This is a genomic window from Nocardia africana NBRC 100379 (genome assembly GCF_001612635.1).
In the GTDB taxonomy this organism is placed as follows: Bacteria; Actinomycetota; Actinomycetes; order Mycobacteriales; family Mycobacteriaceae; genus Nocardia; species Nocardia africana.
The window spans coordinates 437,064-450,444 of record NZ_BDAV01000005.1 but is presented as its reverse complement, the minus strand read 5'-3'; the positions used below and the strand labels follow the sequence as shown (position 1 = coordinate 450,444).

Annotated in this window: 13 protein-coding genes; 3 read left to right on the top strand and 10 right to left on the bottom strand. The window is 68.8% G+C overall.

What is annotated here, in order from left to right; genetic code table 11:
- The first annotated feature begins 41 nt into the window (after window positions 1-41).
- Window positions 42-608 (top strand): hypothetical protein, encoded by a 567-nt coding sequence (locus NA3_RS07315; protein WP_062962743.1) that lies wholly within the window; start codon window positions 42-44, stop codon window positions 606-608.
- A gap of 9 nt (window positions 609-617) precedes the next feature.
- Here the strand turns inward: NA3_RS07315 and NA3_RS07310 are convergent, their stop codons facing one another.
- Window positions 618-1,712 (bottom strand): methyltransferase, encoded by a 1,095-nt coding sequence (locus tag NA3_RS07310; RefSeq protein ID WP_062962742.1) that lies wholly within the window; start codon window positions 1,710-1,712, stop codon window positions 618-620.
- A gap of 248 nt (window positions 1,713-1,960) precedes the next feature.
- The gene (locus NA3_RS07305; RefSeq protein WP_062962741.1) at window positions 1,961-2,533 is read right to left on the bottom strand and encodes a TetR/AcrR family transcriptional regulator; all 573 of its coding nucleotides are present in this window, start codon (window positions 2,531-2,533) and stop codon (window positions 1,961-1,963) included.
- A 91-nt stretch (window positions 2,534-2,624) separates the two neighbouring features.
- Between NA3_RS07305 and NA3_RS07300 the strand changes: the two genes are divergently transcribed.
- Window positions 2,625-3,086: a nuclear transport factor 2 family protein gene (locus tag NA3_RS07300; RefSeq protein WP_062962740.1), complete on the top strand. Its 462-nt coding sequence runs from the start codon at window positions 2,625-2,627 to the stop codon at window positions 3,084-3,086.
- A gap of 19 nt (window positions 3,087-3,105) precedes the next feature.
- On the opposite strand, the gene NA3_RS07295 is transcribed toward NA3_RS07300, so the two are convergent.
- The 4 genes from NA3_RS07295 to NA3_RS07280 form a co-directional block, all read right to left on the bottom strand.
- On the bottom strand, window positions 3,106-4,035 hold the full coding sequence (locus tag NA3_RS07295; RefSeq protein ID WP_062962739.1) for a D-isomer specific 2-hydroxyacid dehydrogenase family protein: 930 nt from the start codon (window positions 4,033-4,035) through the stop codon (window positions 3,106-3,108).
- Entirely contained in the window at window positions 4,032-5,003 is a 972-nt protein-coding gene (ligD, locus tag NA3_RS07290; RefSeq protein ID WP_227994972.1) for a non-homologous end-joining DNA ligase, read from the bottom strand. The genes NA3_RS07295 and ligD overlap by 4 nt, the downstream gene beginning before the upstream one ends.
- A 57-nt stretch (window positions 5,004-5,060) precedes the next feature.
- The gene (locus tag NA3_RS07285; RefSeq protein ID WP_062962737.1) at window positions 5,061-7,184 is read right to left on the bottom strand and encodes a RecQ family ATP-dependent DNA helicase; all 2,124 of its coding nucleotides are present in this window, start codon (window positions 7,182-7,184) and stop codon (window positions 5,061-5,063) included.
- 116 nt (window positions 7,185-7,300) lie between these two features.
- Entirely contained in the window at window positions 7,301-8,188 is an 888-nt protein-coding gene (locus NA3_RS07280) for an alpha/beta fold hydrolase (RefSeq protein WP_062962736.1), read from the bottom strand.
- 149 nt (window positions 8,189-8,337) lie between these two features.
- Here NA3_RS07280 and NA3_RS07275 point away from each other — a divergent pair, with 149 nt between their 5' ends.
- Window positions 8,338-8,817, top strand: a complete 480-nt coding sequence (locus tag NA3_RS07275) for a hypothetical protein (protein ID WP_062962951.1) — start codon at window positions 8,338-8,340, stop codon at window positions 8,815-8,817.
- Window positions 8,818-8,868: 51 nt separating this feature from the next.
- Here the strand turns inward: NA3_RS07275 and NA3_RS07270 are convergent, their stop codons facing one another.
- The 4 genes from NA3_RS07270 to NA3_RS07255 all read right to left on the bottom strand — a co-directional run bounded on the left by NA3_RS07270 (window position 8,869) and on the right by NA3_RS07255 (window position 13,269).
- A complete protein-coding gene (locus tag NA3_RS07270) occupies window positions 8,869-10,092 on the bottom strand; it encodes an RtcB family protein (RefSeq protein ID WP_062962735.1) in 1,224 nt (407 codons plus the stop codon).
- 114 nt (window positions 10,093-10,206) lie between these two features.
- Window positions 10,207-11,160, bottom strand: a complete 954-nt coding sequence (lipP1, locus tag NA3_RS07265; RefSeq protein WP_062962734.1) for a LipP1 family hormone-sensitive lipase — start codon at window positions 11,158-11,160, stop codon at window positions 10,207-10,209.
- Window positions 11,161-11,245: 85 nt separating this feature from the next.
- Window positions 11,246-12,007, bottom strand: coding sequence for a glucose 1-dehydrogenase (locus tag NA3_RS07260; RefSeq protein ID WP_062962733.1), 762 nt, complete (start codon window positions 12,005-12,007; stop codon window positions 11,246-11,248).
- A 134-nt stretch (window positions 12,008-12,141) separates the two neighbouring features.
- Window positions 12,142-13,269 carry an LLM class flavin-dependent oxidoreductase gene (locus NA3_RS07255; RefSeq protein WP_062962732.1) on the bottom strand — a complete coding sequence of 376 codons (1,128 nt, stop codon included), beginning with the start codon at window positions 13,267-13,269 and terminating at the stop codon, window positions 12,142-12,144.
- Window positions 13,270-13,381 lie beyond the last annotated feature (112 nt).

The following is a 13,381-nucleotide window of genomic DNA, read 5'->3' as shown; positions in this document are numbered from 1 at the left end:
CGTGGCGTCGGGTGCAACCACGACCCTTCCGGAGGTATCCGATGTCCGCCGCCCCGCAGCCGTACGGCCGCGCCGCGCGGAATGCCCCGGGTGGGCTGCGCGGCCGGTGCGCCGCCGCGGTGGACCGGGGCGCCGTGGGGACGGGCGCCCCGGGCACGGCCGCCGAACTCCACCCCGGGATACCCGACGGGCACGAACTACTCGCCGCCTGCTGCGGTCATATCGGCGACCGGACCGACGATCACCCGGTTACCCGGGCCGCCCGGCAGCTGGCCGAACTCCACCTGGCCCGCCGCCGCTCCCCGGTGCGTGCGGCGGAGATCGACTGCCGCAGAAGGGAAATCGTCGTACACATCGACCGCTGGGTCAGTGACCGCACCGCCGCTGCGGCGCAGGCGCGTTCCCTCGGCGCGGCCGTCGACGGCCTCGCCGCCGCACAGGTGCGCGCCACGGTTCTGCTGCGCGACGCCGAGACGGTCGACGACGAACGGATCAGGGCCGCATGGTTTCTGGCCGGCTCCCTGGCCAACTGGTGGGGTGAACTGGTCGAGCAGCACGTCGGCAGCCCCCGCCCGTACGCACGCCGGCGACCGCGTGGTCCGCGATAGCGCAGGTGGCTATACCGGTCGCGCCTCGATCACGGATTCCGGTGACACCGTCTCGGTAATGCGGGTCAGCGCGAAACCGCAGTGCGCGAGCAGTTCGCGGTAGTCACCGGCGGTGCGCTCGCGGCCGCCGCTGTTGATCAACATCTCCAGGTCGGTGTACTTGCCCGGATGCGGCCGATTGTCCTCGGGCAACACGATCTCCACGATGATCAGCCGGGCGTGCGGAGCCATCGCGGCGCGCACGGTGCGCAGGATCTGTTCGGCGCGCGCATCCGGCCAATCGTGCACCACATGTTTGAGCAGGTACGCGTCCGCGCCCGCGGGAACCGATTCGAAAAAGGAGCCCGGCGCCACCTCGGCTCGCCCGTCGAATCCGGCGGCCGCGAACCGCTGCGCCGCATCGGCCACCACATCGGGCAGGTCGAACAGGATTCCCCGGGTGCGGGGTGCGCGCGTGAGGATTTCGGAGAGCATCGCGCCGCGCCCGCCGCCTACGTCGACGATCGTCGAGAAGCGTCCGAAATCGTAAGCGGCGAACAATGATTCCGTGGTGAGCGATCCGATGCTGGTCATCGCGCGGTCGAACAGATCGCCGAATCGACGGTCGGTGCGGATGTATTCGAAGAAGGGCGCCCCGTCCACCTGTGGTCCGACCGGCTTCCCTGTCCGTACCGCATCGACCACATGCGTCCAATGCGCCCGGTGCGTGGCCGACCCGAAGAACAGCGCCGCATCCCGCAGTGATTCTGGGGAGTCGCTGCACAGCGCGCGGGCGGGCGCGGTGAGCCCGTAACGTCCATCGCGTCGCTGAGCGAAGATGCCGTGACTGATCAGCAGCCGCAACAGCCGCCGCAGCGCATCTTCGTCCGCCCCCACTCGCCGGGCCAGCTCCGCACCGGTGAGCGGTCCCCGCGCCAGCTCATCGGCGATCCCCAGCGCCGCCGCCGCATGAATCGCCTGCGCCAACCACCCCGCCGCCAGCAACTCCATCAACGACAGCGGTGCCGGCGCCAACCGCCGATAGGCTTCGCCCAGCGCGTAGCGAACGGTCGCGACGGCTCGCACCACCGGCAGCGGCGGCAGCTTCGGTAACCCGAACACCATGCACAACTCCTCCGAGACGCGGACAGGGTCGCGTCCGCAGCCTACGGCGTAAGCACGCGCGTCGGCACACCGACGGCGGAATCCTCGTCATGGGCGTCGAGCTCGTATCGGGGGAATCGCGACCATCGACCCGTGGAGTGTGGTGCAGACACAACGCGGGACTGCGGGCAGCACCCGTCGTCGTGGCACCACGGCTCGGTGGCGATGCGGCGCGCTCGCTCATCTACGATCCGAGCTGATTGCTCCGTTCACTGCCGGGTATTCGAAAGTATCAGCGCGGCAGCGGATTCGGCGGTCGAGGCGGCGGCTGACTCGCCGGTGATCCCGGCGGTGACGATGGCTCCCTCGGCGAGCAGGTAGATCGCGTCGGCGGCATCGGAGCCGGTCGCGGCGACCCAGCCGGCGACCATGCCGCGGAAGGCGGCCTTGTGGGCGCGCACTTCCGCGCGGACGGCCGGTGACTCGGCACCGAGTTCGCCGTGGATATTGATCCACGCACAGCCGCGGAAACCCTGCTCGCCGAACCAGTCTCGCAGCCAGTCGAACATCGCCGCGACGCGACGGCTCGGATCGTCGACTCGGTCGACGTATCGGGCCAGCGCATGCCGCCACCGTTCGTCGCGGCGGCGCAGCATGGCCACGACCAGGTCGTCCTTGGTCGGATACAGGGAGTAGATCCGCTTCAGCGACAGACCGGACGCCTCGCGGATCCGGTCCATCCCGACCGCCTGCACGCCGTGCGCGTACATCAACTGCTCGGCGGCGTCGAGCAGCGCCTCGCGGTCGGACGCATTCCGTTCGGCACCGAGTGTGGCGGGCATGGACCGGACTCCCTTGACATCGAGAACGTACGTTCCCTACCGTAACGCATCGGTGGAGAACGAACGTTCTCCGTTGAGAGGCAGGAATCCGATGTCCGAAGCTCGACCGCCGTATCCGCCGTTCACCCTCGAAACCGCCGCGCGGAAGGTGCAAGCGGCGGAGGATGCGTGGAACACCCGGGACCCGCACCGGGTCGCGCTCGCGTACACCTCCGACTCGATGTGGCGGAACCGGGACCAATTCGTCACCGGCCGTGAGCAGATCGTCGAATTCCTCACCGCTAAGTGGGAACGCGAACTCGACTACGCGCTGCGCAAGAGCCTGTGGGGTTTCCGTGAGAACCGCATGGCCGTCCGATTCCAGTACGAATGGCACGACCGTACCGGTCAATGGTGGCGCAGCTACGGCAACGAGCTGTGGGAATTCACCGACCAGGGGTTGATGGCACGCCGGGAGGCCAGCATCAACGACGTACCCATCACCGAGGTCGAACGCCGGATATTCGGCCCGCGCCCGGCCGCGGAGCATGGGGTGGACATCCCCCTGCGGTAGGCACGGGTACCAGCGGTGGTCAGTAACCGGCGGCCGGATCGATTCGAGCGATGAGCTCACGCCCCTGCGCGAAGCGGGTGACATTCTCGGCGACGTGCTCGGCGAAGGCTGCCGTGCGCAGCTGCGGTGGGTTGGAATCGTGCGGGGTGATGATCACATTCGGGAGGTCCCAGAGCGGATGGCCATCGGGGAGCGGTTCGGGATCGGTCACGTCCAGGCCCGCGCCACCGATGGCGCCCTCCCGCAGCGCGGCGACCAGAGCCTCGGTGTCGATGAGCGATCCCCGGGCGACATTGACCACCCACGAATGCGGCTTCAGTTGGGCGAGTTCGTCTTTGCCGATCAGGTGCCGGGTGTCGTCGGTCGCGGGCGCGGCGACGACCACGTGATCGGCGCGAGCCCATACCTCCGAAAGCCGCTCCGCCGGAACCGTATCCACCACGTTGGGTGCCTCGACCGGCCGTCCGGAGCGGTTGACGGCGATCACCCGGGCCCCGAACGGCTCCAGCATGGCGATGACCTCGCGTCCGATACCGCCCGCGCCGACCACCGCGACGGTCGCCCCGCGCAAGGTCCCGATATGCGGGAAGAAGTCGGTCTGGCGCCAGCTGTGGGCGCGGATGTGTTCCGGCAGATACCGCACACCGGCGAGCAGCAGCGCCATCGTGCCTTCGGCAACGCTCCTGGCGAAAGCGCCTGCGGCCGAGGTGAACACCACAGTCGGATGGCGTTCGAAGATGCCGGCGGCGAAGAACTCCTCGACCCCGGCGGAGTACAGCTGCACCCATTCGATCGACTCGGGCAGGTCGGGAAATCCGTTCGGACCGCCGTCCCACACCAGCGCCCTCGCCTCACTCAGCTCCGCGAGTTGCGCTCCCGCGCCGGTGATCGCCTGTGCCACGAGGTCGTCGGTGATCGGTGCCAGTGCGATGCGGGGTGCGCTCGTCATGCGTCGTGTGCTCCTTCGTCTTCGTCGAGGTCCACCTCGACCCGGTCGCGGTCCGCCCACTCCAGCAGCGTATTCAGGTCGAAGACCGCGTCGTCGATGCCCGCGTGCAGATCGCCGAGTTCGGCATAGCGGGCGGGGACGGTGTTGATCGTGAAGTCGTTCGGTTCGATATCGGGAATCTCGTTCCACCGCACCGGTGTCGAGACGGTCGCCCCCGCATTCCCGCGTACCGAGTAGGCGGCGGCGATGGTGTGATCGCGGGCGTTCTGGTTGTAGTCGACGAACAGCAGTGCCGGATCGCGGTCGCGGCGCCACCACGTCGTGGTCACATCGTCGGGGGCGCGGCGCTCCACCTCCTGGGCGAAGGCCAGGGCGGCGCGGCGCACCTGCTGGAAGCCGTGCTCGGGGGCGATGCGCACGTAGATGTGCAGGCCGTGCCCGCCGGATGTCTTGGGCCAGCCGACCGCGCCCAGCTCGTCGAGGACCTCGTGCGCGACCTCGGCGACGCGCTGGACCCGCGACCACGGACAATCCGGCATCGGATCCAGATCGATGCGCCATTCGTCCGGCTTCTCGGTGTCGAAGCGGCGTGAGTTCCACGGATGGAACTCCACCGTCGACATCTGCACCGCCCAGATCACGTCCGCCAGTTCCCGCACGCACAGCTCGTCCGCATACCGGTTGTAGCGCGGAAAGTGCACGCGCACAGTGGGAATCCACTCCGGCGCCCCTGCTGGGAGCCGCTTCTGATGCACCTTCCCGCCCGGCAATCCCTTCGGGAAGCGGTGCAGCATGCACGGCCGGTCCCGCAGGGCGTTGACGATTCCGTCGCCGACGCTCAGGTAGTACTGCACCAGATCGAGTTTCGTCGCCCCGAGCTCCGGGAAGTACACCCGATCGGGATTCGACACCCGCACCGTATGCTCGCCGACCGTCAACTCCACCGCCGGCGTCGACTTACTGGTCACCGGATCGACCATAGTGGGTGATCGATCGCCGGGCACTGTACGCGCCGCGTCCGGGCCTCACGTCGGGGTCGCCAGGGCGAAGGGGAGCACGGCCGGGGCGCCGGCGTGGCGGAGGGTACGAGCGGCGAGGGTGAGGGTCCAACCGGTGTCGGTGTGGGTGTCGACCAGCAGGACGGGAGTGTCGAGGCCGGTGAGGTCGGGGGTTTCCCAGGAGTCGAACAGGGCTGCCACGCGGTGGGCGGAGTTGGCCGCCGACACCGGTGGCCGGTCGGGACGGGTGTGCAGCACTCCGAGGTCGGTGAGACGGCCGATGCGGGCCAGGCGGGCGGCCAGGTCGGCGGCAAGTGCCGGATGCGTCACCGATTGCACGGCCATCACCGCTCCGGGGCGTTGCGTCCAATTCCATTCCCGCAGAACGGCGATGCAGGCGTCGACGATATGGTCGGGCGCCGGGCCGTCGGGGGCGTCGAGCAGGGTTCGCAGGCGCTGACCCCACCCGAGATCGCTGAGCCGGCCCAGCACCCGGCCCACCTCGGGACCGTCGGTTATCTTGCCCGACAACGGAACTCCCAGCTTCGCCAGCCCGGTCGGCCATTGTTTGCGAGGGAGGAGATCGATTCCGGGCCGGTCCAGCCGGGCGCGGATGGTGGCCACCTGGTCGGCGTCGACGGAGACGTCGAAACGGCGGCCGGTGCAGTTGTCGCAGCGACCACAGCCGGATGCGTCCGGCGCGAGGCCCGGATCATCGAGCTGGCGGCGCAGGAAGTTCATCCGGCACTCGGTGGTGCTCTGATATTCGAGCATGGCCTGCTGCTCGGCTTCGCGTGCCCGGTCGAGGCGTTCGTAGCGTTCGGCGTCGTAGGTCCACGGTTCGCCGGTGGCCAGCCAACCGCCGCGCACCCGCCGCACGGCGCCGTCCACATCCAGCACCTTGAGCACCATCTCCAACCGCGACCGGCTCAGTTCCACCAGGGGTTCGAGGGCCACCGTCGACAGCGGCCGTTCGTAGTCCAGCGCGGCCAGCACCGACCGCACGACCTGTTCGCGCGGAAAGGCCACGGACGCAAAGTAATTCCAGATCCTCCGGTCCTCGGGGCCCGGCAGCAGGATGACCTCCGCGCGGACGGACGGGCCGGAAGAGCCGGACCCACCCGGGACCAGTCCGCGCCCGGCGCGCCCGACCTGCTGGTAGTAGGCGATGGGGGAGGAGGGGGCGCCGACGTGGACCACGAAGCCGAGGTCGGGTTTGTCGAAGCCCATGCCGAGCGCCGACGTGGCGACCAGAGCCTTCACCTCGTTGTCCAGCAGGGCCTGCTCGAGCGTTTCCCGTTCCCCGGGTTCGGTGCGGCCGGTGTAGGCCGCGACGGCATATCCGTGGTCGGCGAGGACGTCGGCCAGGTCGTGGGCGGCGGCGACGGTGAGGGTGTAGATGATTCCGGAGCCGGGCAGTTCACCCAGTTGCCGGCTGAGCCAGGCGGTGCGCTGGACGGCGTCGTCGATCCGCACGACGGACAGATGCAGCGATTCCCGGTCCAGGGTGCCGCGCAACACCAGGGTGTCGGTGCCGATCTGGGTGGCGACATCGGTGACCACCCGGTTGTTGGCGGTCGCGGTGGTCGCCAGCACCGGGATGTCCTCGCCGAGGTCGGCGATCAGGGTGCGGATGCGGCGGTAGTCGGGGCGGAAATCGTGGCCCCAGTCGGAGATGCAGTGCGCCTCGTCGACCACCACCAGGCCCGCGTCGGCGGCCAGCTTTGGGAGCACCGAATCGCGGAAATCGGGATTGTTCAATCGTTCCGGACTGACGAGCAGCACATCGACCTCACCGGCGGCGACCCGCTGATGGATCTCGTCCCATTCGGTGACGTTGCCGGAGTTGATCGTCTCCGCGATCACGCCCGCCCGGCGCGCGGCGGCGACCTGGTTGCGCATCAATGCCAGCAGCGGTGACACGATCACCGTCGGCCCGCGCCCCTGCGACCGCAGCAACCGGGCGGCGATGAAGTACACCGCCGATTTGCCCCAGCCGGTGCGCTGGACGACGAGCGCCCGCCGCCGCTCGACGACCAGGGCCTCGATGGCCGTCCACTGATCCTCGCGCAGACGCGCCTCGGGCCCGGCCAGCTCACGCAGCAGGGATTCGGCGGATTCGCGCAGCTCGGTGGTAGTCACGCGCTCCATCGTGCCCGACCCCTCCGACACCTGGCCACCATCCGGCTACAGCCGCACCCCGTGCCCGGAAACCCGGTCGCAGAACCCGGCCGGCCCGTGACCGGAAGGCCCGGTCGCGGCGATATCTATCCGGTTTCGGCGGCCAGCGCCAGCAGCCGGTCCCGGACGAGGTCCGGTCGCTCCTCCGGAATGAAATGTCCGCAGCCGTGGACGTATTCGACGGTGTAGTCGTCGGCCCGTGCCGTCTGCGCGGCCGCCAGCGACGGGTGGATGGCCACATCCCCGGTACCGAACAGCGCGCGGATCGGAATCGTCGCGCGGCGGCGTTCCGGATGGCGGGCGGCGGGAAGTTCGCGCAACCAGAAGGTGCGGTAGGTGTCGGTCGCCGCGCGGGCCGCCGCGGGATCGCGGAACCGATCGCCGTAGATCCGGGCCAGTTCCGGGGTGAACGTGCGACGGGCGTCGGCGTTCAGCCGCAACAGGCGATCGATGAACGGCGTGTACCGCTGCAGCGGCACGCCGAATGTGGCCACCAGCGGCTGGTACATCAGGAAACGCCACGCATGCGGCGCGAAGGTCCGGGCGGTGATCCACGGGTGCGCGATATTGAGCGGCAGATAGCCCTCGAATCGCTCCGGCTCCCGCAACACCATCAGGAATCCGACGAACCCGCCCCAGTCGTGCCCGGCGAGCAGCAGCCGGGGCAGTTCGAGCTCGTCGACCAGCGCCAGCAGGTCGGAGGCGACGTCCTCCTTGGCCCAGCGATGCGGAGGTGGTCCGGACCATCCGTAACCCGGCAGGTCCGGGGCGATGAGGCGCAGCCCGGCGGGCGGATCGGCGAGCAGATGCCGATAGGCGTAGTGGTGCTGCGGCCATCCGTGCAGCAACAGCACCGGACGGCCGTCGGGCATCCCGGCCTCGGTGACGTGGAATCGCACGCCACGGGCCTCGATGAAACTGCGGCGCACTCCGGGAATTTCGGGCGGTCGGGCAGATCCGGATGTCGAGGGCATAGCCGATGCTAACCACCGGCAACCCGGGACCGCCACGCCACGAACGTTTTCCGCCCGGCGTCGGGCATTTTCGGTCCCGAGGCAGGACAATGAGGGCGATCGGACTGCGAGGTCCGCGGGCATGCGCGGGAATGCGGGAGGAACGGGCGATGGCCAAGAAGTTCGAATCACCTGCGGATTGGGCCCCACCGGGGGCGCAGTTCCAAAGCCGCGGTGTCACCAGCCGGACCCTCTCGGGTGTGTTGTTCGGGTTGATCGTGACGCCCATCGGAATCGCGTTCGCCGCCAAGGGCGGAGCCGATATCCGGTACTGGGTGATCGTCGGCGCGGTGACCGATCGCTGGACCGCGGCGCTGGAGATCTTCGGCGGCTCCCTGCTGCTGTTGTTCGTCGCGGCGATGGCCGCGTTCTCGCCGGTGGGCACGATCGTGGCCAGTCTGGTGTGGGGAATCTTCCCCGGCGTCCTGCATCTGCTGTACCCGGACGACACCTTCCGCCTGATCGGCGACCTGCCCTTCACCGATGCCACGATGCAGGTGGCGTTGCACTCCTGGGTGACCTACGGTTTCGCGCTCATCTCGGGCATGATGCTGCTGGGCGCGGGCCTGGTGGGTGTGCTGCGCAAGTAGTTCCGGCCGTTCCGGCACGCCGATTCCCGGCGTGCCGGAACGAATTCGCCTTCAGCCCTTCACACACAGCACCTGACGCAATGTCGCGACCACGTCGACCAGATCGCTCTGCGCCGCGATGACCCCATCGATGTCCTTGTAGGCCGCGGGGATCTCGTCGATCACCCCGGCGTCCTTGCGGGACTCCACGCCGTCGGTCTGCGCGATCAGATCCGCGACGGTGAACTGCCGCTTGGCCGCATTGCGGCTCATGCGGCGGCCCGCACCGTGCGATGCCGACTGGAACGAGGCGGGATTTCCCTTGCCCCGCACCACATACGAGCGGGTGCCCATGGATCCGGGAATCAGAGCGAGGTCACCGGCTCCGGCCCGGACCGCGCCCTTACGGGTCACCAGCATCGGCATGCCGTCGATGATCTCCTCCGACACGTAGTTGTGGTGGCAGGAGATCGGCGCGTCGAAACGCACGGCCAGCGGGTCGAATTCGTCGCGCACCGCACCGCACACCAGGTCGAGCATCACCGCCCGGTTGCGGGCCGCGTACTCCTGTGCCCAGGTGAGATCGCGCCGGTAGGCATCCATTTCCGGTGTGCCGGAGAGGAATACCGCCAAATCGCGATCCGGCAGATCCTGGTTCTGCGGCAGGGTACGCGCCACCGCGATATGCCGTTCCGCCAGTTCCTTGCCGATATTGCGGCTTCCGGAGTGCAGCAGAATCCACACGCGCTGTTCGGTGTCGAGGCAGACCTCGATGAAGTGGTTGCCGCCGCCGAGGGTGCCCATCTGCTTGTGCGCCTTGGACTCTCGCTGCTGCACCGCCGGATCGAGATCGCCGAACCGGCTCCAGAACGCCGACCACCCGGCCCGCAAGGTGGCTCCGGTGGCCCGCCGGCCGTGCACGTCCAGTTGCAGGCGGGTGACCTTCACCGGCTCCTTGTGCGCGTTGAATCCGACCGGAACGGCGGCCTCGATGCGCGAGCGCAGCGAATGCAGGTTGTCCGGCAGATCGGAGGCGGTCAGCGAGGTCTTGACCGCTTCCATTCCGCAGCCGATGTCGACGCCCACGGCGGCCGGTGCGACGGCGTCCTTCATGGCGATGACGGACCCGACCGTGGCTCCCTTACCGAGATGCACGTCGGGCATCACGCGGACGCCGTAGACCCATTCCAGTTGGGCGAGGGTGCGCAGCTGCTGCAGCGCGGCCGGCTCGACCTCGTGCTCGTGGGCCCACATGAGCGTCTGCGCCTTGGTGCCGCGCAGCTCGACGGGAAACATGATCTCGATCCTTTCGTGAACAACTTTCCCTGTTCACGGTAGGGATCGCGGGCCGCCGGCGCACCCGAATAATTCGGTCGGACCGGTTCTCGGCCTGCTACACGCGCTGGACGGTCACGGCGTGCTCCGCTCGTCGCCCGCGAACGCCCGGCGCAGTGCCGCGAAGGCGGTTTCGTTCGCGGTGGCGGTTTCCGGCAGCACATCGCCCATGGTCATGAACCCGTGGAACATGCCCTCGTAGCGGTGCACGTCGACCGGGACACCGGCAGCGGCCAGGTGTGCGCCGTAGGCCTCGCCCTCGTCGCGCAGCGGGTCGTACTCCGCGGTGGCGATATGCGCCGGAGGCAGCCCGGCCGGGTCCGCCAGCAGAGGCGCCGCGTACGGATCGGTGCCGTCGGCATCGCCGAGGTACTGCTCCCAGTACCAGCGCAGATGATCGTCGGTCACGAAATAGCCCTGGGCGTTGTCCCGGTACGACGCGCCGGCGCGGGTCGGATCCAGCATCGGGTACATCAGCAGCTGGGCCGTCACCGCCGGGCCGCCCAGATCGCGGGCCATCAGCGCCGAGACCGCCGCCAGATTGCCACCCGCGCTGTCGCCGGCAACGGCGATCCGGCTGGGGTCGCCGCCGTACTGCGCGACGGCCGCGCCGATCCAGCACAGTACGGCGTAGGCGTCCTGCGCGGCGGCCGGGAACCGATGTTCCGGCGCCCGGCGGTAATCCACCGAAACCACCAGTGCGCCACTCTCGTTCGACATGGTCCGGCAGAACTGGTCGTGGCTGTCGAGACTGCAGATCACGAAGCCGCCGCCGTGGCAGAACATGACGACCGGCAGCGGCTCGGTGCCACCCCGCGGGGTGTAGATCCGCACCGGAATGTCGGCGCCATGGGGGGCCGATACGATCGAATCATGCACGGCCCCAACGGGAATGGGATCGATCGGTGCCGGTGGACGGGCCGCGAGCTGCCGCCGCGCTTCGGCGGCGTCGAGCACCTCGGTGCCGAGTTTCGGGAACGCCGCGGTCGCTGCCTCGACCACCGCACGCGTTCGCGGCGTCATCGCCATGAGCCGCCCCTCGCCGCTGTTGCGAATTCGCCGGTATGCGGTGCCCGGGACTCAGGCGAGCCGTGCCGGGGTGCGCATCGCCCGCTCACGGCGCCTCCTGCAGCTCCGGCGGCATGAACTTTCCGGCGGCGAGTCCGCCGTCGATGGTGACTTCCGCGCCGGTGACATACGACGAGGTGTCCGAGGCGAGGAAGGCGACCAGCTCCGCGACCTCCTCCGGCACGCCGGTGCGCTGCAGCGGCAGGGTCGGGAAGCTGCCCGGGCCGGTGGTCAGATACGGGACCATCGGGGTCGCGATCGGGCCGGGGTGGACCGAGTTGACGCGAATTCCTCTGGGCCCCAGTTCGAGTGCCGCGGTCTTGGTGAGCCCGCGCAGCCCCCATTTGGAGCTGCCGTACGCCGAGTGGCCCATCAGCCCCTCGAGTCCGGCCTGCGACGAGATGTTCACGATCGACCCGCCCGCCTCGGACATCGGTCCCACCACCGAGCGGATGCCCCGGAACGCGCCCACCAGGTTGACCTGGAGAATCTTGTCGAGTTCTTCCGGGGTGGTGTCGGTGAGCGGTTTCGCGGTATAGATCGCGGCGTTGTTCACCAGCACGTTCAGTGCGCCGAATTCCGAGAGGGCCACGGCGACAGCGGCATTCCAGTCGTCGGCGGAGGTGACGTCGTGGCGGACGAAGCGCGCCGCCTCGCCGAGTTCGTCGGCCAACTGTTTTCCGTCGGCGTCGAGCACATCGGTGAGAACAACCCGCGCACCGCGTTCGACGAACAGGCGTGCCTCCGCCGCGCCCTGCCCGCGGGCCGCACCGGTGATCAACGCGACTTTGCCTGTGAGATCGACCATTCGACTTCTCCTCCTGAAAATATGCCGAGATCCTGCGCCGTCGTCGGCGTCCTCGGCTCGCGGCAGTCTCGATGAGCGAGATCGGCGCGTGGTTGTCCGGTGTTCTGTTCGCTGGTCCGGGCGGTGAGGCCCGATCACTGATTCCGGAAGTGCGGAATGACCTTCTCGCCCCAGTGCCGGATCGTCTCGAGGCAGGCCTCCTGCGGCACGGTGCCCATCTGGATCAGGCACAGGATCTCGTCGGCGCCGGCATCGCGCAGTCGTTCGACGTAGGCGATCGCGTCCTCCGGGTTGCCGTAGGCGTGGTCGGCGTTGAACACCGAGGTCGACCCCGCCTTCACCGGGATCTTGGCCTCGTGCAGGTAGGCGACGTGTTCGTCGGCGGCCTCCTTGATCCGGGCGACCTCGTCCACGGTGGGATCCACGGCCTCGTCCGGCACCGGGCCGGCGCCGTAGTAGTGCTTGATCGACTGAGCGAAGAACCGCTGGCCGCGCGCGCCGATCTGCTGTGCCCGTTCCCGGTCGTCGAGAACGATGGTGGGGCACAGCGCGGCGAAGTGATCGTTGGTCACCGTCGAGACGAACCGCTCACCGGTGCGGGCCGCGATCGCCTCGTCGTAGGTGCGGCGCAGTTCCGCGATCTCCTCCACACCCGCGAAACCCAATACCAGAGCGCCGATTCCGTAGTCGGCGGCCAGCTTCAGGGTGTCCTTCTTCGTGCATGCCATGAACAGCGGCGGGTGCGGGCGCTGCACCGGACGCGGCAGCAGCGCATGCGGATCGATGTCGAGCAGTTCGCCGTGGTACTCGAAATCGCCCTCCGGGTCCTGCCACGCCGTGCCGATCATCCGCAGCGACTCCTCGACCTCGGCATAGGTGCGTTCCGGGTCCACCCCGCACATGGAGGTCTCGACCGGTGTGGCGCCCCGCCCGGCGCCCAGATTCAGCCGGCCGCCGGAGAGCACGTCCAGCATCGCCGCGCGCTCGGCCGCGCGCACCGGGTGGTTGAAGTTGAAGGGCATACACACCACGCCGTGGCCGATCCGGATGCGCTGCGTCTTGGCCGCCACCCAGGTCAGGAAGATTTCGGGGGCGCTCATATGCGCGTACCACTTGAGGCCGTGGTGCTCGACGGCCCAGACCGTGTCGAAGCCCATCTCGTCGGCCAGCACGGCTTGCTCCACACAGTCGCGCAGCACCTGCGCCTCGTGCTCGGCGGTCGGATCGGTCATCTGGGCCTCGAAGATCATCGAGAACTTCATCCGCGTGCTCCCTGTCGTAGCGGTGTATGCCTAATCGAAATAGTCCGTTCCGGACCCGCACTGGTCAGCCGGAAGTCCCGCTGGTCGGGACCGTGCCGTGTCGGCGCGGCCG